Annotated in this window: 25 protein-coding genes; 9 read left to right on the top strand and 16 right to left on the bottom strand. The window is 62.2% G+C overall.

The window, feature by feature from the left end; all coding sequences use genetic code 11:
- The first annotated feature begins 29 nt into the window (after positions 1-29).
- Entirely contained in the window at positions 30-653 is a 624-nt protein-coding gene (locus tag ACT54B_RS16965; protein WP_476046510.1) for a L,D-transpeptidase, read from the top strand.
- A gap of 5 nt (positions 654-658) precedes the next feature.
- Here ACT54B_RS16965 and ACT54B_RS16960 read toward each other — a convergent pair whose 3' ends face one another.
- The 7 genes from ACT54B_RS16960 to ACT54B_RS16930 form a co-directional block, all read right to left on the bottom strand.
- On the bottom strand, positions 659-985 hold the full coding sequence (locus ACT54B_RS16960; RefSeq protein WP_476046509.1) for a BrnA antitoxin family protein: 327 nt from the start codon (positions 983-985) through the stop codon (positions 659-661).
- The gene (locus ACT54B_RS16955) at positions 961-1,245 is read right to left on the bottom strand and encodes a BrnT family toxin (RefSeq protein ID WP_476046507.1); all 285 of its coding nucleotides are present in this window, start codon (positions 1,243-1,245) and stop codon (positions 961-963) included. The genes ACT54B_RS16960 and ACT54B_RS16955 overlap by 25 nt, the downstream gene beginning before the upstream one ends.
- 112 nt (positions 1,246-1,357) lie before the next feature.
- Positions 1,358-2,959: an ABC transporter ATP-binding protein gene (locus ACT54B_RS16950; RefSeq protein ID WP_476046505.1), complete on the bottom strand. Its 1,602-nt coding sequence runs from the start codon at positions 2,957-2,959 to the stop codon at positions 1,358-1,360.
- A 1-nt stretch (position 2,960) separates the two neighbouring features.
- Complete coding sequence (locus ACT54B_RS16945; RefSeq protein WP_476046503.1) at positions 2,961-4,103, bottom strand: ABC transporter permease; 1,143 nt, start codon at positions 4,101-4,103, stop codon at positions 2,961-2,963.
- A complete protein-coding gene (oppB, locus tag ACT54B_RS16940; RefSeq protein ID WP_476046501.1) occupies positions 4,096-5,019 on the bottom strand; it encodes an oligopeptide ABC transporter permease OppB in 924 nt (307 codons plus the stop codon). Before oppB ends, ACT54B_RS16945 begins: the two co-directional genes overlap by 8 nt.
- 58 nt (positions 5,020-5,077) lie before the next feature.
- Positions 5,078-6,676 carry a peptide ABC transporter substrate-binding protein gene (locus tag ACT54B_RS16935; protein WP_476046500.1) on the bottom strand — a complete coding sequence of 533 codons (1,599 nt, stop codon included), beginning with the start codon at positions 6,674-6,676 and terminating at the stop codon, positions 5,078-5,080.
- Positions 6,677-7,026: 350 nt separating this feature from the next.
- Entirely contained in the window at positions 7,027-8,388 is a 1,362-nt protein-coding gene (locus tag ACT54B_RS16930; RefSeq protein WP_476046498.1) for a glutamine synthetase family protein, read from the bottom strand.
- A 193-nt stretch (positions 8,389-8,581) separates the two neighbouring features.
- On the opposite strand from ACT54B_RS16930, the gene ACT54B_RS16925 reads away from it, so the two are divergent.
- Together ACT54B_RS16925 and ACT54B_RS16920 are read left to right on the top strand one after the other, a co-directional pair.
- On the top strand, positions 8,582-9,955 hold the full coding sequence (locus ACT54B_RS16925) for an aspartate aminotransferase family protein (protein WP_476046496.1): 1,374 nt from the start codon (positions 8,582-8,584) through the stop codon (positions 9,953-9,955).
- A 627-nt stretch (positions 9,956-10,582) separates the two neighbouring features.
- Positions 10,583-13,360 carry a hypothetical protein gene (locus tag ACT54B_RS16920; RefSeq protein WP_476046494.1) on the top strand — a complete coding sequence of 926 codons (2,778 nt, stop codon included), beginning with the start codon at positions 10,583-10,585 and terminating at the stop codon, positions 13,358-13,360.
- A gap of 105 nt (positions 13,361-13,465) precedes the next feature.
- On the opposite strand, the gene ACT54B_RS16915 is transcribed toward ACT54B_RS16920, so the two are convergent.
- Positions 13,466-14,968, bottom strand: coding sequence for an AMP nucleosidase (locus ACT54B_RS16915; protein ID WP_476046493.1), 1,503 nt, complete (start codon positions 14,966-14,968; stop codon positions 13,466-13,468).
- Between the two features lie 70 nt (positions 14,969-15,038).
- The gene (locus ACT54B_RS16910; protein ID WP_476046491.1) at positions 15,039-15,203 is read right to left on the bottom strand and encodes a hypothetical protein; all 165 of its coding nucleotides are present in this window, start codon (positions 15,201-15,203) and stop codon (positions 15,039-15,041) included.
- A 193-nt stretch (positions 15,204-15,396) separates the two neighbouring features.
- Here ACT54B_RS16910 and ACT54B_RS16905 point away from each other — a divergent pair, with 193 nt between their 5' ends.
- From ACT54B_RS16905 to ACT54B_RS16895, 3 genes are all read left to right on the top strand, one after another.
- The gene (locus ACT54B_RS16905; RefSeq protein WP_476046489.1) at positions 15,397-16,101 is read left to right on the top strand and encodes a glutathione S-transferase N-terminal domain-containing protein; all 705 of its coding nucleotides are present in this window, start codon (positions 15,397-15,399) and stop codon (positions 16,099-16,101) included.
- A gap of 223 nt (positions 16,102-16,324) precedes the next feature.
- Positions 16,325-16,582 (top strand): YjhX family toxin, encoded by a 258-nt coding sequence (locus ACT54B_RS16900; protein ID WP_476046487.1) that lies wholly within the window; start codon positions 16,325-16,327, stop codon positions 16,580-16,582.
- Positions 16,583-16,647: 65 nt separating this feature from the next.
- The gene (locus ACT54B_RS16895) at positions 16,648-17,148 is read left to right on the top strand and encodes a GNAT family N-acetyltransferase (protein ID WP_476046485.1); all 501 of its coding nucleotides are present in this window, start codon (positions 16,648-16,650) and stop codon (positions 17,146-17,148) included.
- Positions 17,149-17,217: 69 nt separating this feature from the next.
- Here ACT54B_RS16895 and ACT54B_RS16890 read toward each other — a convergent pair whose 3' ends face one another.
- Positions 17,218-17,556, bottom strand: coding sequence for a DUF2147 domain-containing protein (locus ACT54B_RS16890; protein ID WP_476046483.1), 339 nt, complete (start codon positions 17,554-17,556; stop codon positions 17,218-17,220).
- 532 nt (positions 17,557-18,088) lie between these two features.
- Between ACT54B_RS16890 and ACT54B_RS16885 the strand changes: the two genes are divergently transcribed.
- Positions 18,089-18,334 carry an SEL1-like repeat protein gene (locus ACT54B_RS16885; protein WP_476046481.1) on the top strand — a complete coding sequence of 82 codons (246 nt, stop codon included), beginning with the start codon at positions 18,089-18,091 and terminating at the stop codon, positions 18,332-18,334.
- 261 nt (positions 18,335-18,595) lie between these two features.
- On the opposite strand, the gene ACT54B_RS16880 is transcribed toward ACT54B_RS16885, so the two are convergent.
- The 3 genes from ACT54B_RS16880 to ACT54B_RS16870 form a co-directional block, all read right to left on the bottom strand.
- Positions 18,596-19,705, bottom strand: a complete 1,110-nt coding sequence (locus ACT54B_RS16880) for a pyridoxal phosphate-dependent aminotransferase (RefSeq protein WP_476046479.1) — start codon at positions 19,703-19,705, stop codon at positions 18,596-18,598.
- A gap of 85 nt (positions 19,706-19,790) precedes the next feature.
- Positions 19,791-20,192, bottom strand: a complete 402-nt coding sequence (locus ACT54B_RS16875; protein ID WP_476046477.1) for a DUF2177 family protein — start codon at positions 20,190-20,192, stop codon at positions 19,791-19,793.
- An 85-nt stretch (positions 20,193-20,277) separates the two neighbouring features.
- A complete protein-coding gene (locus ACT54B_RS16870; RefSeq protein ID WP_476046476.1) occupies positions 20,278-20,631 on the bottom strand; it encodes a hypothetical protein in 354 nt (117 codons plus the stop codon).
- Positions 20,632-20,949: 318 nt separating this feature from the next.
- On the opposite strand from ACT54B_RS16870, the gene ACT54B_RS16865 reads away from it, so the two are divergent.
- Both ACT54B_RS16865 and ACT54B_RS16860 read left to right on the top strand, forming a co-directional pair.
- Positions 20,950-21,411 (top strand): glyoxalase superfamily protein, encoded by a 462-nt coding sequence (locus ACT54B_RS16865; protein ID WP_476046474.1) that lies wholly within the window; start codon positions 20,950-20,952, stop codon positions 21,409-21,411.
- Between the two features lie 50 nt (positions 21,412-21,461).
- The gene (locus ACT54B_RS16860) at positions 21,462-22,826 is read left to right on the top strand and encodes an MATE family efflux transporter (protein ID WP_476046472.1); all 1,365 of its coding nucleotides are present in this window, start codon (positions 21,462-21,464) and stop codon (positions 22,824-22,826) included.
- 52 nt (positions 22,827-22,878) lie between these two features.
- On the opposite strand, the gene iolB is transcribed toward ACT54B_RS16860, so the two are convergent.
- Genes iolB through iolD form a run of 3 tightly spaced genes read right to left on the bottom strand, consistent with a single transcriptional unit; the run spans position 22,879 to position 26,494 of the window.
- On the bottom strand, positions 22,879-23,673 hold the full coding sequence (gene iolB, locus ACT54B_RS16855; protein ID WP_476046470.1) for a 5-deoxy-glucuronate isomerase: 795 nt from the start codon (positions 23,671-23,673) through the stop codon (positions 22,879-22,881).
- 49 nt (positions 23,674-23,722) lie between these two features.
- Complete coding sequence (iolE, locus tag ACT54B_RS16850; protein ID WP_476046468.1) at positions 23,723-24,619, bottom strand: myo-inosose-2 dehydratase; 897 nt, start codon at positions 24,617-24,619, stop codon at positions 23,723-23,725.
- Positions 24,620-24,649: 30 nt separating this feature from the next.
- Positions 24,650-26,494, bottom strand: a complete 1,845-nt coding sequence (gene iolD, locus ACT54B_RS16845; protein WP_476046467.1) for a 3D-(3,5/4)-trihydroxycyclohexane-1,2-dione acylhydrolase (decyclizing) — start codon at positions 26,492-26,494, stop codon at positions 24,650-24,652.
- Between the last annotated feature and the right edge of the window lie 20 nt (positions 26,495-26,514).

Here is a 26,514-nt window from a genome sequence, read left to right as displayed (position 1 = left end):
GCATCAACGAAATCTAAAGGGTTTGCTTCATGTCCCTCTCCCGCCGCGGATTCCTGGCCGGTCTGCCTCTGCTCCTCGCCGCCTGCGCCACCAATCAGGACCAGTCGAAATATGCGGCCATTCCCGAGGAGAAGTTTCCCCTGGACAAGGTTCCGCTGGACAAGATCAAGCCCGAGCTGCGCCGCACGGAAGTGGCCTATGACAGCAAGCACCCTGCAGGCACGGTCGTGGTGGATACGCCGGCCCGTCGGCTCTACTACGTGCTCGGCAATGGCCGGGCGATGCGTTACGGTATCGGTGTCGGCCGCAATGGCTATTCGCTTGCCGGCTGGGCCGTGGTGGGACGCAAGGCGGAATGGCCGAACTGGACGCCGTCGCCGAACATGATTCGCACCCATCCGGAAAAGAACCTGAAATATGCCGGTGGCGTCCCCGGCGGCCCGAACAACCCGCTCGGTGCCCGTGCCATGTACCTCTATCAGGGCGGGCACGATACCATGTTCCGCATCCACGGCACCAACCAGCCGCAATCCATCGGTCTCGCCATGTCGTCGGGCTGCGTCCGCATGATGAACCACGACGTGATCGACCTCTACAGCCGCGTCTCCGTCGGTGACCGGGTCTATGTCATCCAGGGCGTCCGCGACGTCTGACCGGATCAGGCCGGATCGAGGCCCGATGCCTTGCGCAGGGCCGCGTTGATCCGGCTCTGCCACCCCTTGCCTTCCGCCTTGAAATGCGCGACCAGATCCGCATCGAGCCGCAGCGTCACCTGCTTCTTCGGGCTCTCGACCGGTGGCCGGCCGCGCTGACGCTGCATGTCCACCAGCGCTTCGTAGAGCTCCGGCGGCAATGCTTCCTTGGCAGGACGCATCGAGCGCAGCTCTTCCTCGGTCAATTCGGGGGAATCGACGTCGTCCCAGTCTTCCTTGGTGTAACCTCGACCGGGCACGAATTCCTTCAGTGTCGGGTAGATCTTGACCATAAGAACTCCTTCTTTTCTCTTGAATTCGCGGCCCGCAAGGAAATGAGCGAGAGGGCTTCACTTCCCAGAAAAGCGAAAATGACAATCACGATGGTTCCGGACAACGCCCCTGTTGCCTTCAGCCGCCGCTGCCCGAACTTGGAATCATGCGCCGCACCGTAAAGGGCGTTGGTCCAATCAAAGCTGTCGATCTGTTCGAAATCGAAGCCATGCTTGATCAGGTTGCTTTTTCGTTTCCGCTCGTCCCAAACGATCTTCATTAAATGTAACTACAAAAAATAAAAGAGTCAATTCAGCATATACGGAAATACGAAAAAGAAAATGGCCGGGTTGTGCCCGGCCATTCTGGTCTCGCGCTTCGGCGTCTGGCCTTCAGTGGGTGAAGGCGGCAGCGATCAGGGTTTTCGTGTAGTCGGCCCGCGGTGCATCGAAGATCATCTGCGTGTCGCCCTGCTCGACGATCTTTCCGTCCTTCATGACGACCACATGGTCGGAGATCGCACGGATCACCGAAAGATCGTGGCTGATGAAGATGTAGGAGAGGCCGTGCTTTTCCTGGAGATCGCGCAGGAGCTCGATCACCTGGCGCTGCACGGACCGGTCGAGCGCGGAGGTGGGCTCGTCGAGCACCACCACCTTCGGCTTCAGGATCATGGAGCGGGCAATGGCGATGCGCTGCCGCTGGCCGCCGGAAAACTCGTGCGGATAGCGGTTGCGGGAGGCGGGGTCGAGGCCCACTTCCTTCAGCGCCGCGATTGCACGGCTGTCCCGCTCGGCCTTGGAAAGCTGGGGCTCGTGCACGAAAAGCCCTTCGGTGATGATCTCGCCCACCGTCTGGCGGGGCGAGAGCGAGCCGTAGGGATCCTGGAAGACCAGCTGCATCTCCCGGCGATAGGGGCGCATCGCGGCCCGGTCGAATTTCGAGATTTCCGTCTGGCCGAAGCGCACATAGCCGGCCGCGGGCAGCAGTTTCAGGAGCGCGCGGCCAAGCGTCGATTTGCCGGAACCACTCTCGCCCACGATGCCGATGGTCTGGCCCTGTTCGAGCCGGACGCTCACATCGTCCACCGCGCGGAAGGTGCGGGTGCCACCCGCCAGGAATCCGCCGCCGATGGCGAAATCAACCGTCATGTTGCGCCCTTCGAGAATGACCGGGCTGCCGGCCGGGGGCGGGGGCTTGTGGCCGGTGGGTTCAGCGGCAAGCAGCATCTTCGTATAGTCCGCCTGCGGACGTTCGAAGATATCCTCCCGCGTGCCCTGCTCGACGATCTCGCCGCGCCGCATCACGGCCACCCGGTCGGCCACATGCTTCACCACGCCGAGGTCGTGGGTGATGAGAATGATGGCCATGCCGAACTTCTTCTGGAGATCGGCGAGCAGCTTCAGGATCTGCGCCTGAATGGTCACGTCGAGCGCGGTGGTCGGCTCGTCGGCGATCAGGAGGTCGGGATCATTGGCCAGCGCCATGGCGATCATCACGCGCTGCCGCTGTCCGCCGGACAGCTCGTGCGGATAGCTGTCGATGCGCCGCTCCGGCTCCGGAATGCCGACGAGCTTCAAAAGCTCCAGCACCCGGGCGCGGGCCTCTGCCTTGCTCATGTTCCGGTGGTGGATGAGCGGTTCCGAAATTTGCCTGCCGATCCGGTAGAGCGGATCGAGCGAGGTCATCGGTTCCTGGAAGATCATGGTGATCTTCGAGCCGCGCACGCCGTTCAGCACCGAAAGCGGTGCGTTGACCAGCTCCCGGCCACCGTAGCGGGCGGAACCGGAAACGCGACCATTGGCGGCGAGCAGGCCCATGATTCCCATCATGGTCTGGCTCTTGCCGGAGCCGCTCTCGCCGACGATGGCCAGCGTTTCGCCCTTGCTGACGGAAAGGCTGACGCCCTTGACCGCCTCGACGACACCATCCGGCGTATCGAATTGCACCTTGAGATCCTTCACGTCGAGGACCGTTTGCATCTGTTCCGTCATGTCAGCGGTCCTTCGGATCGAGGGCGTCGCGCAGTCCGTCGCCGATGAAGTTCAGCGAGAAGAGCGTCAGCACGAAGAAGACCGAGGGGAAGATCAGCTGCCAGTAGGCAGACTGGATGTTGCGCGCCCCCTCGGCGATCAGCGTTCCCCAGCTGGCCAGCGGCGCCTGCACGCCGAGCCCCAGGAAGGAGAGGAAGCTTTCGAGCAGCATGACCTGCGGCACGACCGAGGTGACGAAGACGATGACGGGGCCGATCGTGTTCGGGATGATGTGACGGCGGATGATCTGCCAGTCGGACAGCCCGAGCGCCTCTGCCGCGCCGACGAATTCGCGGCGTTTCAGGGAGAGCGTCTGACCGCGCACGATCCGGGCCATTTCCAGCCATTGCACCGCGCCGATGACGATGAAGATCAGCGTGATCGAGCGTCCGAAGAAGACGACGAGCACCACGACCAGGAAGATGAAGGGCAGGGAATAGAGGATTTCCACAAAGCGCATCATCACATTGTCGACGCGCCCGCCGATATAGCCGGAGGTGGCGCCGTAGAGCACGCCGATGCCGAGCGAGACGAGCGAGGCGGCAACGCCGACGGCAATCGAGATCTGGCCGCCCAGCATCACGCGGGCGAGCAGGTCGCGACCATTATTGTCGGTGCCGAATAGGAAATATTCCTGATCGACCTGGCCTGCCAGCGTCATCGACATCTGGTCGGCCGAGGTTTCCTTGACTTCCGTATTCTCGAACTCGTTTGCCCGGTCGAAATAGCGGACGGAACGGGGATCGATCGGCTTGGTCGAGGTGATCACCGCCGAATAGGTGCCGTTCTCCACCGAGAAGGAAGAGAGCGTTACCCGGGCGCGTTTGGCGGCACTGTCGGCCACTTCCTTCAGCGTATCGGGGTCGGGCCGCGGCGACAGGCTCGGTCCAAGCGTCACGTAGGACGGGAAGACCTGGTCATAGCCGTGCTTCAGGAACATCGGGCCGATATAGGAAAACACCACGATAAGCGCCAGCATCAGGCAGCCGAGCATGGCGGCCTTGTTGCGGCGAAAGCGGATCCAGGCGAGCTGCGCGAGGCTTCGGCTCGGGCGGTCGGCCTCCGTGCCGGGCACGGGGGCGAGGGTGGAAGGCGTATCAGTCATGGCGCACCCTCGGATCGAGCAGACCGTAGAGGACGTCCACGATCAGGTTGAAGAGGATCACGAAGACGGCAATCAGGATCACCGTGCCCATGACGAGCGTATAGTCGCGGTTGAGCGAGCCCAGCACGAAGAAGCGGCCGACGCCGGGAATGGCGAAGATGGTCTCGACCACCGCCGAACCGGTGAGCAGCGCCGCGGCGCAGGGCCCGAGATAGGTGAGCACCGGCAGCATGGCCGCCCGCATCGCATGGGTGACGACCACCACCCGGGGCGGCAGGCCATAGGCGCGGGCCGTGCGGATATGGTCTGTGTGCAGCGCCTCGATCATCGAGCCGCGGGTCAACCGGGCGAAGACCGCGAGCTGCGGCAGGCCGAGGGAGAGCACCGGCAGCACCAGGAAGCGGAAGGAGCCGTCTCCCCAGCTTCCGGCAGGCAGCCAGCTCAGCATGATCGCGAAGATCAGCGTCAGCACCGGGCCCATGACGAAGTTCGGCACGGTAACCCCGATGGTGGCGATGACCATCAGCGTGTAGTCGATCCAGCCGTTCTGCCGCAGTGCGGCAATGGTGCCGAGCGCAACCCCGCCGACCACCGCCAGAAGCAGCGCCCAGAGGCCGAGTTCGATGGAATAGGGAAGGGCATTGCCGATCAGTTCGGCAACCGTATTGTCCTTGTAGACGAAGCTCGGACCGAAATTGCCGGTCGCCGCATTGCCGAGGTAATGCAGGTATTGCTCCCAGAGCGGCTTGTCGAGCCCGTAGGTCTTCATGACATTGGCCATCGTCTGAGGCGCCAGCGGGCGTTCCAGGTTGAAGGGGCCGCCGGGGGCGAAGCGCATCATGAAGAAGGAAATGGTGACGACGACAAAAATCGTCGGGACGGCGCTCATCAGGCGCCTCAGCACGAATTGGATCATGGCAATAGACCCGCCGCCGGACCAGGGCTGATCCGGCGGCTGGGCTCCCTAGTACGGGTTACTCGGCGACGCTCAGGTACTTGGACAGGTGCTCGTTGACAGCATTGTCCTGCCAGCCCTTGATCCGGTCGGAGACCAGCCAGAGATTTGCGTAGTTCATCAGCGAGGCGATCGGCTGGTCCTTGTTGATCAGCTCCTCGGCCTTCTTCAGCGCTTCCATGCGCTTGCCGGCATCGCGCTCGTCATAGGACTGCTTCATCAGCGCGTCGAATTCCGGGTTGTTGTAATGCCCGTAGTTGAAGCTCTTGTTGGTGGAGATCATCAGCGACAGGAAGTTTTCCGGATCGCCGTAGTCGGCCGACCAGCCGGCACGCGCCACGTTGAACTTGCCGCCTTCCGTCAGATAGGCGTAGTGGGCGGAAACGTCCGAGTTCAGCAGGGTTACCTTGGCGCCGAAGGTGTTCTTCCACATGTCGGCAACGGCGGTCGCGACGCGCTCATGGTCGGTGTTGGTATTGTAGCGGATCTCGATGTTCAGTGGCTTGCCGCCTTCACCGTAACCGGCTTCCTTCATCAACGCGAGAGCCTTGTCTTCGCGGTCGATCTGGGAAAGGCTGGCCCATTCCGGAACCGGACCCTTGCCATAGCCTTCCATGCCTTCCGGCACGAGGTTGTAAACCGGCAGCTGGGCGCCGTTGTAGATTTCCTTGGCGAGGAAGTCACGATCGACGGCCATGGACAGGGCCATGCGCACGCGCACGTCGCTGTAGGGTTCCTGACGCGCGTCGAAGGAGTAGTAGTAGGTCGACAGCGCCGGCGTCACGCGGACCTGGTCCTTGTACTGCTCGCGCAGGCGTTTGATCTCGCTCGACGAGAAGTGATAGACCGTATCCAGCTCCTTGGCCTCGAAGCGGCGGATGTTGGCCGCATCGTCTTCGGACGGATAGAAGATCACCTTGTCCAGCTTGACGTTGGCCGCATCCCAGTAGTTTTCGTTCTTCACGGCGGTCAGGCTGTCATTCGGCACATGGGCTTCCAGCTTGAAGGCACCGTTCGATACCATGTTGCCGGGCTTCACATAGTCCTTGCCGAACTTTTCCACATTGGCCTTGCTGACCGGCAGCGCCGTCATATGCGCCATCAGCTGCGGGAAATAGGGGGTGGGGCGCTCGAGCGTGTATTCGACGGTCTTGGCATCGACGGCCTTGACGCCGAGCTGGTCGACCGGCACTTCGCCCTTGTTGACCTTTTCGGCATTCTTGATGGGATAGAGAATGTTGGCATATTCGGCAGCCGTCTTCGGGTCCTCGACGCGCTGGGCGGAGAACACGAAATCATCGGCCGTCACGGGCGAACCGTCTGACCACTTGGCGTTTTCGCGAATCTTGAACGTATAGACCGTGCCGTCGTCATTGGCGGTCCAGCTTTCAGCCGCGCCGGGTACGATCTTGCCATCGGCGGAATAGATCGTCAGGCCTTCGTAGAGATCCTTCAGGACGAAGGCTTCGATATCCACGGAGACATGCGCGCTGTCGAGCGTCTGCGGTTCGCCCGAATTGCCGCGATGGAATACAGCCTCTGCGAGTGCGGGGCTGGCGCCGACGAGGATCGTGGCTGCAAGCAGCGCAGCCTTCCAGTTTGTTTTCATGAGGGACATGACAGTTCTCCTTCCCACTGTTTGTTTTTATGATGCCATGAGAGAAGTCCAATTTTGCCCGAAAGACAAGCTGTACGCCTTCGCTATTTCCGTGAACGTAAGAAGCCAGCGGGCGAAAAACACTATTTTTTGGCTAAAATGAAAAACTTTATGCGGTTTGCCGCAAGATGCTGACCCAAATTGGCGAAAAATGGCAATTTCTTATCAACAGTTTGCCTGTGTTCGCATGCGAATTGCCACCGAAATTTTGGGTATTTCAGGCACTTCGCGCCGCACGGAGAGCCGCGGATGCCGCATGGGGAACATCCGCGACTGCCGGGTTGCCCGTTTTCGGGGCAATCCGCTTCGGGTCAGATCCTCGCGAGATAGGTCTGGTAATCGAAATCGCTGACCGTGCGCAGGTAGGTGATGGCTTCCTTCCGCTTTGTGTCGCCGTAAAGCTTCTGGTAGCGGGGGCCGAAGACGTCGGCGATGAAGGGCGAGGCGCAGAATTCCTCCACTGCCGTCAGGAAATCATGGGTGAGACGGCCGGGATTTTCGGGCGCGCTCTCCGGCGTGACCGGTTCGCCGGGGTCGATCTCGTTTTCCAGCCCGTAGAGCATGCCGCCGAGAATGGCCGTCAGCAGCAGGTGCGGATGGGCATCGGCCCCTGCCACCCGGTGCTCGATGCGCGCCGCCGGCCCGTTGGCATCAGGAATGCGGATGGCCGTGCCGCGATGGGCAAAACCCCAGGTGAGATCGACTGGGGCGAAGGAATTCGGCTGGAAGCGCCGGTAGGAATTGGCAAAGGGCGCGAAAATCAGCTGTGCATCCCGCATGGTCTTCAGCATGCCGCCGCAGAGGTGCTTGAGCTTCACCGGATCGCCGCCCTTGGCATCCAGCACATTGTGGCCGTTCTCGTCGATCAGGCTGGCATGCACATGCAGGCCGGAACCGGCGTGATTCCCGTAGGGTTTGGCCATGCAGGTGGATTTCAGGCCGTGCTTCCGGGCAGCCTCTTCCACCACCCGCTTCAGATAGATGCAGTCATCGGCAGCGGCCAGCGCATCCGGCCGGTGGTTGAGATTGACCTCGAACTGGCCGGGGCCGAATTCCGCCGTGGTTGCATCGGCGGGCAGCTCCATGGCGCGGGCATAGGCGCGCACCGTCTGCAGATAATCGTCGAGCGCGTCGACCGCCCGCATGTCGTAGAGCTGGAAGCCGTTCGGCTCGTCCCGGTAGCGCAGCGCTTTCGGCGGCACCGGCCGGCCGGTCTCGTTCCAGTCGCCTTCCACCACGTAGAATTCCAGCTCGGTCGCCACGACGGGCGTCAGGCCGATTTTCTTGAACCGTTCCAGAAGCTTGGCGAGAATGGCCCGGGGGTCGAGAAACATCGGTTCGCCGCTCATGTCATGCATGGTGGCGAGAACTTGGCTCGAACCTTCCGGCGCCCAGGGCAGGGGCACATGGGTGCGCTTGTCCGGCACGCAGAGCCCGTCCGGATCCCCGACCGATTGGGATAGCCCCGTCAGGTCGTCATTGTCGTCTCCCCAGATATCCAGCGACTGGGTGGAGGAGGGCAGGCGCACTTCGCCTTTCCAGACCTTCTTTTCGGCCTCAAGCGGAAGTTGCTTTCCGCGAAGGTCGCCATTCATGCCCACCAGCAGGATTTCCATCCGCGGCACCTGGCCGCCCGTTTCGTTTCCCGTATGCCCGACTTGCGTTTCCTTCATGATCCCCTGCGCTTTTCAGAGCTTTTCACTGTTTGGCTTCGACCGGGCGATTTCGCTCTCTTGTCAAAACAACTGCTAAAGTACATGCTCTAAAGCGTAGATATTAAGCCCACCCAACAGTCAAGACGGGATATCGGATAGAAACTGGGCTAAAAGACCTTCCGATATTCCCGAAATGGAGGACCGACAGAAAATGCCAACGAATGCCGCTCACGCTCGTTCCAACATCGGTGCCATTGATGCAGCGCATCACATGCACCCGTTCTCGGATATGAAAAAGCTGAATGCCTCCGGCACCCGGATCATCCAGCGCGCGGAAGGCGTTCACATTTTCGACAACCACGGCAAGAAATATCTGGATGGTTTTGCCGGCCTCTGGTGCGTGAATGTCGGCTATGGCCGCAAGGAAATCACCGATGCGGTGGTGCGCCAGATGAACGAACTGCCCTACTACAACACGTTCTTCGGCACCACGACCGAACCGGCGACCCTGCTTGCCGAAAAGATCATCGGCCATGCCGGCCCGCGCTTCAGCCACGTCTTCTTCACCGGCTCGGGCTCGGAGGCAAACGATACCTGGTTCCGCATGGCCCGCGTCTACTGGCAGACGCTGGGTCATCCGGAAAAGAAGGTGATCATCTCCCGCAAGAACGGCTATCACGGCTCCACCGTCGCCGGTGCCTCGCTCGGCGGCATGAAGTGGATGCACGAGCAGGGCGACCTGCCGATCCCCGGCGTCGTCCATATCGGCCAGCCCTACTGGTATGTGGAAGGGGGCGACCTCTCGCCGGAGGAATTCGGCCTCGCCCGTGCCCGCGAGCTGGAGGACAAGATCCTCGAACTCGGCGCCGACAAGGTGGCCGCCTTCGTGGCCGAGCCGATCCAGGGCGCCGGCGGGGTGATCATTCCGCCCTCCACCTACTGGCCGGAAATTGCCCGCATCTGCAAGAAATACGACGTGCTGCTTGTCAATGACGAGGTGATCTGCGGCTTCGGCCGGCTCGGCTCCTGGTTCGGCCACCAGCATTACGGGCTGGAGCCGGATCTCTGCCCGATCGCCAAGGGCCTCTCTTCCGGTTATCTGCCGATTGGCGGGGTGATCGTTTCCAAGCGCGTCGCCGACGTGCTGATCAACCAGGCCGGTGATTTCAACCATGGCTTCACCTATTCCGGCCACCCGGTCTGCGCGGCGGCTGCGCTCGAAAATCTCCGCATCATCGAGGAAGAAAAGCTGGTCGAGCGCGTGCGCGACGATACCGGCCCCTATTTCGCCGCCGCCTGGAAGAGCCTCGAGGATCACGACGTGGTCGGTCAGGCGGAAAGCGTCGGTCTGATGGGCGGGCTGCAGCTGGCCGCCGACAAGACGACCCGGCGCCGCTACGACAAGCCGGAGGATGCGGGCGTCGTCGTGCGCAATCACTGCCTGGAAAACGGCCTCGTGCTGCGCGCCACAAACGACCGCATGCTGGCCTCGCCGCCGCTCATCATTACCCGCGCCGAGATCGACCAGATGATCACGACGCTCCGCGCCGGCCTCGACCATCTGCGCGATACGATGCCGCGCTGATCCCCTTCCATCCCGGCCCCGTTCAAGGACGGGGCCGTTCTCTATCTTCTGTGTGAAGGGCACGACCCCGCCATGGCTGGCGACGAGAGCGAGACAGGGTCGCGGAAACGCTCGCTCATGGTCCGAAGGGCAATTTAAGATCGCGAAGGCTCGCGGCAACCAAGGGCCTGTAATGTCAGGCAATGGGAACTATTGTCCGCCACTATCATCGCCTCCGGCGCGCTTTTTGGCCTGTTTATTGTCGGCTGAAGCGGACACTTGTCCGGACTCATCATGATTAAAAACAGTCGCGCCCGTATTATTGTTGGAAATCACACAGAAAATATTTCGCGAGAGCCCGACTTTTTCTGTTTTAATTTCTGAAAATATAAATTAAGAAAACGTTAATTAACGCATGCCGTCTGGTGACGCCCACCTCGCGGGCGGCAGGCCAACGCCGTAAAGCTCAATTTTTTCAAAGCGCAAGCCCTTTCGCCGGGGTGGATCCGGCATGCGCAGGCGCGCCCATTTTCATAATGCGGGTTCCCGGTGTTTTGACCGGCTGTGCCCGGACACAAGCATAACCGGAAAATGCATAAAGACGGAAAATTCACGAAGTAATTTTTGTTTAAAGTGGAGATGATGTCCATGGTTTCTGTTTCAGATGAACTGAACGATACGAATGTAGTTTTTGGCCTCGACGGTAACGATACGCTCGACGGCGATTCCAGCGACAATACGATGGTGGGCGGTGCGGGCGATGACTTGCTCAGAGGCGGCGCCGGCAATGACACCTATGTGTGGAGCCGCGGCGACGGCGACGATACCATTGTCGAAGACATCTGGGGCGGGGATGCCGATACGCTGGTGCTGAAGGATATCCTCAGCACACAAGTCTCCTTCAAGGTCAACGCCGATGAGGTGACCATCGTGATCGCGCCGTCCGGCGAAGGGCGTAACGACGGCGGCAGCGTCAATATCGGCAGCATCAACGCTGTCATGCAGCAGGGCATCGAGGCCATTACCTTCTCGGATGGCACCTGGAGCATGAACACCCTGAGGGCCTTTCTGATATCGGAGGCCCGCACACCTGGAAACGACAGCATAAACGGGTTCCGGACCGACGATAACATCGTCGGCGGCCCCGGTGACGACGCGCTGAACGGTGGCGGGGGCAACGACACCTACATCTGGAATCGCGGCGACGGCCATGACACGATTACGGAGACCTACTGGAACGGCGATGCGGACCGACTGGTTCTGAACAGCGTGAAGAGCACCGAAGTATCCTTCGAGCGCGGCGCGAACGGAGTGGCGATCGTGATCGCCCCCTCGCAGGAGGGAGGGGAGGACGGCGGCAGCGTCAATGTCGGCAGCCTGAACCGCTGGGCGGAGCAGGGTATCGAAAGCATCGTTTTCTCCGATGTGACCTGGAGCGCGGACAAGCTGCGCGCCGAAATCATCGCCCTGGCGCAGACAGCCGGTGACGACACGATAGTCGGTTTCGATACCAATGACACGCTCATCGGCGGGCGCGGCAACGACCTCATGAACGGCGGCGATGGAAACGACATCTACATCTGGAGCCGAGGCGATGGGAATGACGCAATCACCGAGGGCGTGGTATCCGGCATTGGCGACAGGCTGGTGCTCAACGGAGTCCGCAGCAGCCAGGTCTCGTTCGAGAGGGTGGGCAGCGACGTGACGCTGGTCATCGCACCCTCGGCACCGGGTGCGGGGGATGGCGGACGCATCCAGCTCGGGAGCCTCAACCTTGTCTTCGATCAGGGGATCGAGCGGTTTGCCTTCTCCAATGTGACCTGGAGCATCGACAGCCTGCGCGCGAAGATCATCGCGGCAGAAGCGACGGACGGTAACGACCGGATCAACGGCTTCAACACCAATGACACGCTTGAAGGCGGGCGCGGCAATGACCAGCTGAGCGGCGGGGATGGAAACGACATCTATATCTGGGGTCGCGGCGATGGCGACGACACGATCACGGAGGGCAATTTTTCCGGCCATGGCGACCGGCTGGTGCTGCAGGGGGTGAAAACCACGCAGGTTTCCTACCGTCGGGTGGGCGACGACATCACGCTTCTGGTTGCCCCCTCCAAGGCGGGCGGAAAGGACGGCGGCAGCATCAACATCGGCGATCTGAACACGTCCTGGGACCATGGTCTCGAGCGTTTTGCCTTTTCCAATGCGACCTGGAGCATCGATACGCTGCGTGCCAGGATCATCGCGGCCGCATCCACTGCCGGCAATGACACGATCCATGGCTTTTACACCAACAACACGCTCGCCGGCGGTCTCGGCAATGACAAGCTGTTCGGCGGCGGCGGCAACGATACCTATGTCTGGAACCGGGGCGACGGCAATGACACCGTCACGGAGTATCAGTGGGACGGTGATGCCGACCAGCTGCTGCTCAACGGGGTGAAGAGCACGGACGTCTCCTTCCGCCAGACGGGCGACGAGCTCAAGATCGTGATCGAACCCACGGTCGCGGGCGGCAAGGATGGCGGCAGCGTCAATATTGGCAGCATCAGCGATTCCTGGGGGCGGGGCATCGAAAGTGTCGTCTTTGCCGACACGACCTGGTCTGTGGCGAAGCTGCGCACCGAGGTGCTGGTCCGGGTGGCGACGGCCGGCAACGACACGATCTATGGATATAACACCAATGACCTGATTGCCGGCGGTCTCGGCGATGACATTCTCAACGGCGGACAGGGCAACGACACCTATATCTGGAACCGCGGCGACGGGAACGACACCATCCTGGATGGGGATTGGAGTGGCGACGCCGACAGTCTGGTCCTCGCGGACGTCAAGCTCGCCGATCTGTCCTACCGGCGGAGCGGGGACGATGTCACGCTGCTCATTGCGCCCTCGGCTGAGGGCGGCAAGGACGGCGGCAGCGTCCAGCTGGGAAGTTTCCAGAACTACTCCTACCGGGGGATCGAATCGCTGGTTCTTGCGGACAAGACCATGACCATCGACGATCTCAGGGCCGATGTGATCGCGCGCGCCGCCACGGATGGCAACGACACCATCACCGGCTTCAATACGGATGACCGGATTGCCGGCGGTCGCGGAAACGACTGGTTGACCGGGGGCTTCGGCGCCGACACCTTCGTTCTGTCTCTCGATGGCGGGCTGGACACGATTGCCGACTTTGAGTCGGGAATGGGCGACAGGATCGCGCTCGACCGGGCGTCTTTCGGTCTTCGCGCGGATGCCAGCTTCGCCGATTACGTGATCCTGGGCACAGCCGCACCGGATTCAAGCCATGGCTATATTCTGGTGAACGGCAGTGGCCTTTTCTGGGATGCCGACGGCGCCGGTTCGGAAGCCGCCGTCCAGTTCGCTGCCTTCCGCAGCGCGCCGTGGCTGGCCGATCTTGGCGCGTTCCATTTCATCTGAAAAGGGCAGGCGGCTTAGGCCGACCTGTCACCGGCACGGCGCAAGATGCGCCTTGCCGGGCAGGGGCGATAAAATGGTTGCTCCGGCGGCGTTCGCCGGGGTGCGTTACTGGAACGCGGTCTCGAAGAAGCTCCTGAGCTTGCGCGAATGGAGCTTTTCCGGCGGCATGGCCGCGAGCTTCTGCACGGCGCGGATGCCGATCTGGAGATGCTGGGCCACCTGCGTGCGGTAAAAGGCCGTCGCCATGCCCGGCAGCTTCAGTTCGCCATGCAGCGGCTTGTCGGACACGCAGAGCAGCGTTCCATAGGGCACGCGGAAGCGGAAGCCGTTCGCGGCAATGGTGGCGGATTCCATGTCGAGCGCCACGGCGCGCGCCTGGGACAGCCGCTTCACCGGCCCGCGCTGGTCGCGCAGTTCCCAGTTGCGGTTGTCGATGGTGGCGACGGTGCCGGTGCGCATGATGCGCTTCAGCTCATAGCCCTCGTAACCGGTGATTTCCTCCACCGCATCCTCAAGCGCAAGCTGCACTTCGGCAAGCGCCGGGATCGGCACCCAGACCGGCAGGTCGTCGTCCAGCACGTGATCCTCGCGCATATAGGCATGGGCGAGCACGTAGTCGCCGAGCCGCTGGCTGTTGCGCAAGCCCGCGCAGTGGCCGAGCATCAGCCAGGCATGCGGACGCAGCACGGCGATATGGTCGGTGATCGTCTTCGCATTGGAGGGGCCGACGCCGATATTCACCAGCGTGATGCCCGCATGGCCTTTCCGCTTCAGGTGATAGGCGGGCATTTGCGGCAGGCGGGCCAAGAGCCCGGGCACATCCGGCTCCGCATGGCCGGCGGAGGTGATGATGTTGCCGGGCTCCACAAAGGCGGTGTAGCCTTCGCCGCCCCTCGCCATCAGATCCCGCGCAAAGGCGCAGAACTCGTCCACATAGAACTGGTAGTTGGTGAAGAGCACGAAATTCTGGAAATGCTCGGCCGAGGTCGCGGTATAGTGGGAGAGCCGCGCCAGGGAATAGTCGATGCGTTGCGCCGTAAAGGGCGCGAGCGGCGAGGGCTCGCCCGGCGGCGGAATATAATCGCCATTTGCGATTTCGTCGTCCGTGGTCGAAAGGTCGGGCGCGTCGAAGATGTCGCGCAACGGCAGATCGATCAGCGACGAGGCTTCCGCCTCCACATGCGCACCTTCCCCGAAGGCGAAATGCAGGGGAATGGGCGTCGAGGATTCCGAGACCACGACCGGCACATGGTGATTGCGCATCAGCAGCGCCAGCTGCTCTTCGAGATAATGCCGGAACAGGCGCGGCCGGGTCACCGTTGTCGTGTAGACGCCCGGCGCGGTCACATGGCCGTAGGAAAGGCGCGTATCCACATGGCCGAAACTGGTGGTCTCGATCGCCACCTGCGGATAGGTGGCGCGGTAGCGGCCCTGCACCGGCTCACCCCGGCCGAGCCGCTGAAAGGCATCGGTGAGGAAGCCGGTATTGCGCTCGTAGAGGGCAATCAGGGCCTCCACCGCGGCCGAAGCATCGGTGAATTCCTGCGGAGCCTGCAAGTCGGGAGAGATGAGCGGATGGGCGAGCGGGGAAGAGATTCGTTTTTCCATGCGCTATTATAGAGCGGACTGTCTGACACGCAAACGACACTTGACGCCTGTCAGACCCGGTCCGTTGCGCTTAGAGCGAGGAAAGGCACTTGTAGCCCGACACCGTGTCGCAATAGGCGAGGGGGTGATAGCGGTTTGCCTCCTCCCGGGTGCGGTCGATGGCCGTCAGCATGCCGAAGGCGAACAGGGCGGAGCCGAGAAAGAGAATGGTAAACCGGCGGGCAAGGACCAACATGGGGCGAACCTTAGAGACTGTGGCATGCCGGCCCCTGCCGGCATGGTCCGTTTCTTGTTGTGCCGACTATGCCCCAGCCCCCCTGAATGCGTGCTGATCTGCCGGTTCATTTTCAGTTCAGCTTGATGCGGAAGAGTCAACCATATATCTCCATTGATGATTGGACCCGGAGAGCCCCGCGAGGAGACCCCTGATGCATGCGCCTATCGATCTCTATTACTGGCCGACGCCGAATGGCTGGAAAATCACCATCATGCTCGAAGAGCTGGGCCACCCCTACCAGATCAAATATGTGAACATTGGCAAAGGCGAGCAGTTTGCTCCGGATTTTCTCAAGATCGCGCCGAACAATCGCATGCCGGCCATTGTCGATCCGGACGGGCCGGGCGGCGAACCCATCTCCATCTTCGAATCCGGAGCGATCCTTCAATATCTCGGTCGCAAGTCCGGCCGTTTCTATCCGCAGGAGGAGCGCGCCCGCGTGGCGACCGAGGAGTGGCTGTTCTGGCAGGTTGGCGGCCTTGGCCCCATGGCCGGTCAGGCGCATCATTTCCGCCAGTATGCGCCGGAGAAAATCCAGTACGGCATCGATCGCTATACCAATGAATGCAACCGTCTCTATGGCGTCATGAACAAGCGCCTGGCCGACCGCGAATTTCTGGCGGGCGAATACACGATTGCCGACATGGCCTGCATCGGCTGGATCGTTCCCTACGAGCGTCAGGGGCAGGACCTCTCCGATTTCCCGCATCTCAAGCGCTGGTTCGAGACGATGAAGGCCCGTCCCGCCGTGCAGCGCGGCTTGGATGTCGGCAAGGAAGAGCGGGCAAGGGCGGCAGACCTCTCGAAGGACAAGGCTGCGCAATCGGTGCTCTTCGGCCAGCGCGCGCGGGACTGATCGCGGAAGCCGCCCTTTTTTCGGGGGGCGGGCGAATTTGACAGGGGCAGGTGCCGGGGCTATGGTCCCGGCCTTCCCGACAAACCATGGGGATTGTTTTATGTTGGAGCTTGTATCGAACCGCTGACCGTCCTGATCCGAGATCAGGACCAGCTGCCATGCGCGAGCGGCGGGGCAACCGCCGGTGACGCCTGGCTGTCCTTGGTTCACATACAGGTTTCCCATGAACATTTCCCGTTTGGAACAGCGCGTGCTGCACGCACTGGCGCAAGGCGGCATGATCCGCCATGAACGCGGCGACAATGGCCGCATCCTCCGTGTCTTCTGCTTTACCCGCGACGGTTTCGTACTGAGCGACTGTACGCTGGACATCTTCCAGCGCCTGCGCCGCAAGCGCCTGATCGAATCCCGCGAGTCGAGCCCCTACCGCATTTCGGAAAAGGGCCGGCGCAGCGTGCGCGCCCAGGCAGACAACCGATGACTCTGACGATAGGGATCCGCCGCCGGGGCGGCGGGTCTCCCTCCCATCAAGAAAAGGATCCCATCATGCGTATCAGGCCGGAAAAGCCCGCGGATGTCGCCGCGATCCGCGCGGTGACGGCTGCGGCCTTCGCCACCGCATCCCATGCCAGCGGCACGGAGCCCGCAATCGTGGATGCGCTGCGAAAGGCCGGTGCCCTGCATCTCTCGCTCGTCGCCGAGGACGAAACGGGCGTGATCGGCCATGTGGCCTTCTCGCCCGTTCTCATCGACGGGAAAGCCTGCGCCTGGTTCGGTCTTGGGCCGGTCTCCGTGCATCCATCGGCGCAGGGGCAGGGCACCGGATCGGCACTGATCCGCCATGGGCTTAACTGTCTCCGGCAAGAAGGGGCGGCGGGCTGCGTTCTGCTCGGCGATCCCGCCTATTACGGGCGCTTCGGCTTCCGGGCCGATCCCGCCCTCACGCTGGCCGGGGTGCCGCCGGTGTATTTCCAGAGCTTGCGTCTCGCGGCGGAAACCATGCCCCACGGCGCGGTGACCTTTCATGAAGGTTTCGACGCCACCTGAACGCAGAAAAGGAAACGGCCGCCCCGGAGAGGGCGGCCGCTCAGACCTCTTGCAAAGCCTCAGGGCCGGTCAGAGCCGGGTCCAGGTCTGCGATTTGCAGAGAACCATCAGCACGCAGCCCTTCATCTTCAGCGAATTGCCGTTGACGGAGCCCGAACCGCTATAGGTCTTGTCATCCTTGGGGTCGGTGATTTCGCCCGAGTAGCTTGCGCCGGACCCGTCGAGCTTGCCGATCCGCTTGCCGGCATATTTGCCCGTCTTCAGCGTGACGCAGAAACTGCCGCCGCAGGGCGCGATCTGGGCCGTTTCGCCGCTGGCGGTCTTCCATTTGCCTTCGATTGGCTCTGCTGCAAAGGCCGGTGCCGTTGCCATGATCAGCGCGGTGGCCATCAGTATTTTCCGGATCATCCACATCCTCCAAGATGTCCTGCCCTACCGGCACTCCCCGGCCGGCATGAACAAAATCTGCTTCTCCCATGACGATCTGTCAAAGCTTTCCTTCAAGAGACCGCATAAGAGCAGAATAACTGACGCTAACGTAAAGGTAAATAAACAATCGGATGCCCGCAAAAACAGGATTTTGCCGCGATTTCGCCGGAGGGCTTCGAAAAGCATAGTTAGGGAAGGGTGAAAGCCGCGTGCCTAACAAAGTCTTGAAAAATCGAAAGAATCCCGCATTTCCGGGCTCTTCCATGTTTAACGGAACATGACGTTTACCAGACGTTTGTATTTCGTTTGTCTCAAATTAATCATGCATTTTAAGCGAGTATTGAAAGGAGTTTGGCATAGTCCTCTCAACAAAGAGCGGGGCACACCCCGCCGAAACCGGAAGGCCTGAAAGACCCGCAAGAAGACGGGAAGACCAAACGGGAAAGCCCGATCAAGAGGCTGAAAGAACAGGGAAAAGAGCCACGCAACATTTTTGACAGGGACAGAGAAAATGGCACAGTTCGAAAGCTACACCACTGAAATCCGACCCGACGCCCTTTTTGAAATGGGCCTCAAATATGCAACCGGCCGTGGTTGCGACGTGGATCTGGTCGCCGCGCACAAATGGCTGAACATCGCTGCGATCAAGGGCTCCGACCGCGCCGCCGAGCTTCGCTCGGATCTGGCTGCCTCGATGAGCAAGACCCAGCTGGCTGCCGCCCTTCGCGCCGCCCGCGAATGGATGACGATGCACTGATCGTCGGGCCGGTCCCTCTCACCGGCCGACCCATGGAATTTTCACCGATTTGACAAGAAACCCCCGGTGTCCGCCGGACCGTAAGCCACGGAAGAGGGCGCGGAGAAAGCAAGGACATCAGGAACGGACGCCAGACGTCCGGCAGGGGGAGTGGCGGGGCTTTTTGGACGGGGCCAATGTCACCACATCGCGGGACCGCGACCGGCAGGGACAAGGCCGGCGCGGTCCCTTCTTATTTTGTCCGGTCGGTCTCATACCGGCTCAGAGCCGCTTGAGCACCAGCGGCAAGGCTTCTTCCAGCAGGTCCATCGCGGTGGATGGGCCCGTGCTGACGCGGATGCAGCGGTTGAGCGGCGCCACACCCGGCATGCGGATGAAAACCCCATGCTCCATCAGCCCGTCCACGATCGCCCGCGCCCGCACCCCGTCGCCACCCGCATCGATCGCCACGAAATTGGTGGCGGAGGCGAGCGGCTCCAGTCCGTTCTGCCGGGCGATGCGGCCGATGCGTTCCCGCGAGGCGGCAATCTCCCCCACGACCCAGCCGAGATGCGCCTGATCCTTCAGCGCGGCCAGCGCCGCCTCGGTTGCCAGCCGGTTCATGCCGAAATGGTGGCGGATCTTGTCGAAGGCGGTGGCGTTTTCCGGGGTGGAGATCGTGTAGCCCACCCGGGCGCCCGCCAGGCCATACGCCTTGGAGAAGGTGCGCGTGCGGATGACGTTCGGCCGGTCGAGCAGGGCGTCAATGGCGGGCAGCGCCGATTGCGGTCCCGTCTCGCCATAGGCCTCGTCGAGAATGAGGAGCGTGTCCTCCGGGATCGCCCGCGCGAAGGAAACGATGTCCTTAGCCTCCCACCAGCTTCCCATCGGATTGTCGGGATTGGCAAGATAGGCAAGGCGCGGCCTTTCCCGGCGAATGGTCTCGGAAAGGGCGTTCAGGTCTTCCCGGTCGTTCGCATAGGGCACGGTCAAGAGCTGCCCGCCGAAGCCCGCCACGTGATAGTTGAAGGTGGGATAGGCGCCGAGTGAGGTCACCACCTTCTCGCCGCCCGCGATCACCAGCCGCACGATCAGCCCGAGCAGTCCGTCGATGCCTTCGCCGATGCCGATATGGGCGGGGGAGACACCGAGATGCGCAGCAAGCGCCTGTTTCAAGGCGAAATTCTCCGGATCGTTATACTGCCAGATTTCGCCCGCATGCCGCTTCATCGCCTCGATGACGGAAGGGGCGGGGCCGAAGCCGTTCTCGTTGGCGCCGATACGGGCGCGGACGGCCAGCCCCCGGTTGCGTTCGATCGCCTCCGGCCCCACGAAGGGAACGGTGGCGGGAAGCGTATCGACCAGGGGCGTGAAGCGGGAAAAGGCAGACATGAACGGCTCGCGGCAAGACAGACGGGAGCCGTGAGCCTAACCGGATTCGTTTCCCCGGCAAGAGCCCCGGCTTGCCTTCCCGGCGTCAGGCGAACCAGCGCAGCGCGAAAAAGCCGCCGGCCGCCGTTGCGGCGGTCACCACGGTGCCCCAGACGATGTCGACGACGGTGACGGCCACCGGCCAGTCTTTCAGCGTGGCGAGATTGGTGAAGTCGTAGGTGCCATAGGCAGCCATGCCGAGCACCGCGCCGAGGCCGAGCGCGACGCCCAGCGAGTTCCGGTCATAGCCCTGCATGCTGGCGAGGATGACCACAGCCACGGCATAGAACAGATAGAACAGGGCGGCGATGTAGAAATTCGGCTGTTCCGCCATCAGATGGCCGAGCCGCGGCACATAGAAGGAGCGGGCCGTAAGCCCGAGCCAGATGGCATCGAGCACGAGCAGCGTGGCGAGAGCGCCGGCATAGGCAATGAAAAAGGGCTTCATGATCTCTTCCTGTCGATCCCGGCGGGCGCAAAATTCCCGCGCGTTACGGACAAGATAGGGTAGCCGAACGGACCGTAAAGCCCCCCTAGCGGCTTTCGAAATCCAGCCGCAGGACGTGATGCAGGAATTCGGGGTCGATCAGCATGTTGAAGCCGACGGTGACGACCTCCTCCTGCCGGCGCATCAGCGTGCAGCCGATTTCGTCATGGATGCCGAGAATTTCGAGGAAGAAGTTCTTCGGGATCTGCTGGCCCGGCACCACTTCCAGCTCGGCACCATATTGGGAGATCTTCTTGATGATGCAGCGAATATGGTTCGAGGTGCTGAGATGATGGCCGACGAAGATGATCTTTCCGGGCCGATGCAGCGAAAAGCTCTGAAATGCCTTGTCGGGCGATTCCGCCCGGTGGCTCGTGAGATCCTGTGTTGGCAGAGACATAAAGGCCTCCCTTCGATCTTTTCGCCCAGAATAGGGGGAAATAATGGAAACTTCGTTTAGCGACTGTTTCACATTATAAGCGATCCCGCATTGCGCCACCCTTGCCGTATCAAAGCGGGAAGGGCCGATTGACAGCGGATCAAAGCCTGCGCATAAAGAGGCACGGTTCGAGGCACCCGCCGTCCGCAGGCCACAAGGCCATGGTGAAGCCCTCGCATTTTCCGAAGTCATGATCCCGCCCTCGGGCAGCATGCCTCGCTACTGGCAAAGCGGACCCCCGTATATCTGACCGGCATGTTCCTTTGGAAAGGCACGACCATGACCCATGGCAAGAACTGCTCGCCTGCCGAGGCGATTCAATCCTACAAGCAGCAGGCGAAAAGACTGCGCGAGGCGCTGGCCGTCGAGGGGCGCAGCCTGTCCCATGGCCAGGCGCTGGAGCTCGTTGCCCAGCAGCACGGCTTTCGCGACTGGAATACGCTCTCCGCCGCCGAGCTGAAGCGGCCGGCTGGCGCGAATTCCGGCCACACCTATGCGGTGGGCGGCACCATCGGCGGCCGCTATCTCGACCAGCCGTTCACGGGGACGATCCGTGCCGTGACGGCATTGCCGGATGGCGAGCACGTGCGTCTGGCGATCCATTTCGACACGCCGGTGGACGTGGTGACCTTCGAAAGCTTCTCCGCTTTCCGCCAGCGCGTGCATGCGACCGTGAACAGCCGGGGTATCTCCCCGCAGCGTACCTCCAACGGCATTCCCCATCTCGTCATCAGCCCTTGAATGGAAAAGGGCTGGCCGCCCGGCCAGCTCTTTCCCCGGAGCATCCTTTCATGTCTGTCGATAATCTCTTCCTGCAGGGGTCCATGGGCCGGCTATTCCTGCGCACCGCCGCGCCGATCATTCTGATCATGGCGGTATCCGGCCTTTATGTGGTGGTGGATGCGGGCTTCATCGGTCTCTATGCGGGGGCCGATGCGCTGTCTGCCGTCACCCTCATCTTTCCCGTATCCATGCTGATGGTGGCGCTGCAATCGCTGGTGGCGAGCGGCATGGCAAGCCTGGTGGCCCGCGCTCTGGGTGCCGGCGACCGGGAGCGGGCCGGTCGCCTGTTCTTCAGCGCGCATGGGCTGGCCCTCGCAGTTTCGCTGACCGCAGCCGCGCTCTACTGGCTGGCCGGTCCCGCCCTGATCGAATGGGCCTCCGACGGCGACCATGCGGTGGCCGGTCATGCCCGGCGCTTCCTGGGCATCATGATCACCGCTTCGCCCATATCCTTCCTCCTGTCGCTGCATCTCGATGCGCTGAGATGCGAGGGGCGGATGGCCTTCATGAGCGTGGCGACGGTGGCCGCCTCGGTGCTCAATATCGGCTTCAACTGGGTGCTGCTCGCCGTCTTTCATCTGGGCGTCGCCGGTTCCGCGCTGGGAACGGTGCTGGCGCAGGTGCTCTGCCTGTCCGCCGTCGTCGTCTACCGTCTGCGGGATACGAGCGCGCTCCGGCCGGTTCGGGCGCCGTTTCGCTTCGCCTGGAAGGAAATCCTCGGGCTCGGGGCCCCGTCCAGCCTCGGCTTTATCGGGGTTTCGCTGACATCTGCCGCGGTCATCGCCAATATCGCGCTCTGGTCCACCAGCCATCACGCGGTCACGGTCGCCGCCTATGGCATCGCGACGCGCATCCTCACCTTCGCCTATCTTCCTTTGATGGGGGTGAGTGCCGCACTGCAGACCATCGCCGGCAACAATTTCGGTGCGCGGCAGATGGATCGGGTGGGCGCGGCGCTCAAGCATGCGCTTGGTGTGGCGCTGGTCTACTGCACGCTGGTGGAGGTCGTGATCCTGATATTCTCGGGCGGTATTGGCCGGCTCTTTGTCAGCGACCCCGCCGTAATCGCGGAAACGGCCCGCATCCTGCCGCTGATGGTCGCGGTCTATGCCATCGTCGGCGTTGCCGTCATGCTGTCGGGCTATTTCCAGGCGCTCGGGGATGCCCGACACGCCGCCGCCTTCGGGTTGGCGCGGCCCTATCTCTTCAGCATTCCCTTTGCCTTCCTGCTGCCGCTTCTCTTCGGAGAAACCGGCATCTGGCTCGCCCCGCCCACGGCAGACATCGCCATGCTGCTCCTCGGCGCGATCCTGCTCCGCCGCCGGGCGGGCACGACCGGCTGGAAATATGGGGCGCTGCCTGTGGCGGCTTAGAAACCAGTCAATCGAGCGCCCCTCGTTTGGAGGGGCGCTCGCCTTTGTCCTGTCACTTCAGCAGCCACTCGTGCTCTTTGGCATTGTGGAACTTCCAGGTGCGCTTGGGGCCGGCCATGACATTGAGATAATAGAGGTCATAGCCGTGGATGGTGGCGCAGGGGTGGTAGCCCTTCGGCACCAGCGTCACATCACCGTCTTCCACCGCCATGGCCTCGTCGAGCGAGCGGTCGTCCGTATAGACCCGCTGGAAGGCAAAACCCTGCGGCGGGTTGATGCGGTGGTAATAGGTTTCCTCGAGGAAGCTTTCGTTCGGCAGGGCGTCCTGATCGTGCTTGTGTGGCGGATAGGACGAGGTGTTGCCGGCTGGCGTGATGACTTCCACGACCAGCAGGGATTCCGCCGGCCGTCCCTCGGGCAGGATATTGGTGACGTGGCGGACATTGTTGCCCTTGCCGCGCACTTCCTGGCCGAGTTCGTCCTCGGGGATCACCCGGGCCGGAAGGCGTCCCCCTTCGCCGGGAGCCGAACAGACGGCGAGTTCCACATCCGTTTCCGCCGTCACGGCCCAGCGGGAACCGGCGGGGATATAGACCGCCGCCGGCAAGCCCTCGAAGGGCGACATGCGCTTGCCGATGACGCCGAAATTCTGCGTTCCCGCCGTCACCTTGCCCTTGCCGGAAACGAAGACGAGGCAGACTTCGTTGATCCCGGTTTCTTCCGCAGCACTCTCACCGACCTTCAGCTTGTGGAGGTCGAAGCCGACATAGGTCCAGCCCGCATTTTGCGGGGTGACGTGGATGACGCGGCCAGAGGTGCCCTCTTGCTTCCGATGCAGCTTCGACATGGTGGGTTCTCCCGAGATCGTCCAATAAGTGCTGAGGTGATAAGAGGCCTTAACGATCCAGCCCGGCTTCCTTCGCATAGGCCTTGAGCGCCTTGAAGCCCATCGACTGATATTCGAAGGGATTGCGCACCAGCGGGTCCTGCTCGGCTTCGATCACCAGCCAGCCCTGATAGCCATGCTCGGCCGCAATTTTCAGGACCGGCACGAAATCGACGCCGCCTTCCGGATCGCCCGGAACCGTGAAAACGCCCCGGCGCACGCCTTCCAGGAAGGAAAGGCGCTCGCTCTCGACGATGGCGCGCACGGCGGGACGCACGTTCTTGCAGTGGATGTGGCGCACGCGATGCATGTAGTCGCGGGCGAGGCGTACCGGATCGGTCCCGCCGAACCAGGCGTGACCGGTATCGAGCAGCAGCTTCGTGGCCGGGCCGGTATGCTTCATCAGGAGATCGATTTCTTCGCCCGTCTCGACAATCGAGCCCATGTGATGGTGATAGACAAGATCGATGCCCTGCGAGGCGCAGTATGCGGCAATCGCTTCGAGGTCAGCACCGAACTTTGCCCAGCGCTCTGCGGGGAGAACGGGCTTCTCGGCGAGCGGCTTAGAATCGTCGCCATGGATCGCGTTGGACGTTTCGCAGACGATGCAGACCTTGCAGCCCTGCGATTTCAGGAGATCCAGATGCGGCTGGATCGCCTTCTTTTCCTCTTCGACGGAATGAACGAGCAGGTTGGTGGAGTGCCAGCCGGACACGAAGGCCAGCTTGTGGGCCGAAAGCACCGCGCGAAGCTCGTCCGCGTCGGTCGGCAGCTTGTGGCCCTTTTCGATGCCGTCGAAGCCGATTTTCTCGCAATCGGAAAGGCAATCTTCGAGCGTAAGATGAGCGCCGATGGAGCGGTCGTCGTCATTGGACCAGGCAATGGGATTGGTTCCGTAACGGATCATGGTCGTATCAGTCCTTGAGAGAAGCGCGCTTCAGCGCTGGTTCTTGCGGTTTTCGATATAGTTGGCATAGGCGGCATTGACCTCGCTCCGGGGGGAAACCTCCGGCACGGCCACATCCCACCAGTGCCCGCCTTCCTTCGTCGTCACCAGCGGGTCGGTGTCGATGACGAAGACGGAGGTACGATCATTGTTGCGCGAAGCAAGGATCGCCTTTTCCAGTTCATCGATGGAGGAGACCTTCACGGCAATCGCGCCCATGCTTTCCGCATGCTTGCGGAAGTCGATATCGGGCATCATCTCGATGCGGGCATCCTTCAGGAGATTGTTGAAGTTGGCCCCGCCGGTGCCCATCTGCAGCCGGTTGATGCAGCCATAGCCGCGATTGTCGAGCAGCACGATGTTGATCTTGAGGCCGAGCATGACCGAGGTGGAAAGCTCCGAATTCATCATCATGTAGGAGCCGTCGCCGACCATGACGGTGACGTCCTTCTTAGGGTTCGCCATCTTGACGCCCAGGCCGCCGGCCACTTCGTAGCCCATGCAGGAGAAGCCATATTCCATGTGATAGCTGCCGGGCGCAGTCGCTGGCCAGAGCTTGTGCAGCTCGCCCGGCAGGCCGCCGGCGGCGCAGACCAGCACGGAGTTTTCACCGCCGAGCGTCCGGGCGACAGCCCCGATCACGTCGGCATCGGAGGGCAGGTCGTTTCGGCTCGGGGAGAGGGCGCGCGCGGCGGCTTCCTCCCACGTCGCCTTTTCGGATGCGGCGCGATCCACATGCGCCTTCGGGGTCTTCCAGCCGTCGAGACCGCAGGCCAGCTCCTTCAGGCCCTCGCGGGCATCGGCAACCAGCGTCAGCGTCGCATGCTTGGCCGCATCGAAGGCCACGGTGTTGAGACCGACGATCTTGACACCCTCGTCCTTGAAGAGCGCCCAGGAACCGGTGGTGAAATCCTGCATTCTGGTGCCGATGGCGAGCACCAGATCGGCCTGTTCGGTGATCGCATTGGCCGCAGACGTCCCGGTGACGCCGACCGAGCCGAGCGCGAGGCGATGATCGTCCGGCAGCGCCGACTTGCCCGCCTGGGTGAAGACCACGGGTATCTCGTGGGTCTCGACGAACTGCTTCAGAACGTCCGTCGCCTTCGAATAGAGAACGCCGCCCCCGGCGATGATGACCGGCTTCGTGGCGGCACGGATCGCGGCAATCGCGTCTGCCAGCTCATCCGCATCCGGACGCGGACGGCGGAGCGTCCAGACCTTCTCCTCGAAGAAGCTTTCCGGATAATCGAAGGCTTCGGCCTGCGTGTCCTGGCACAGCGAAAGCGTCACCGGGCCGCAATCGATCGGGTCGGTCAGCACCTGCATGGCGCGCTTCAGCGCCGGCATGATCTGCTCGGGGCGGGTGATGCGGTCGAAATAGCGCGAGACGGCGCGGAAGGCATCATTGGCCGAAACCGTGCCGTCGCCGAAATCCTCGATCTGCTGCAGCACCGGATCGGGCGCGCGATTGGCGAAGACGTCGCCGGGCAGGAACAGCACCGGCAAGCGGTTCACATGCGCAACGCCCGCCGCCGTCACCATGTTCAGCGCGCCGGGGCCGATGGAGGTGGTGCAGGCCATGAAGCGGCTGCGGAACAGCGACTTCGTATAGGCAATCGCCGCATGGGCCATGCCCTGCTCGTTATGGGCGCGGAAGGTCGGTAGCTCCTCGCGCACCTGGTAGAGCGCCTCGCCGATGCCGGCCACGTTGCCGTGGCCGAAGATCGCCCAGACACCGCCGAAGATCGGCACGGTCCTGCCATCGATCACGGTCTTCTGGTTCTTCATGAAGTGCACGAGGGCCTGAGCCATCGTCAGGCGGATCGTCTTGGCCATGGAATTCCTCCCGTCTGTTT

It is taken from the genome of Gellertiella sp. DMC107 (assembly GCF_056313605.1).
This window is presented reverse-complemented; position numbering and strand designations above follow the sequence as displayed.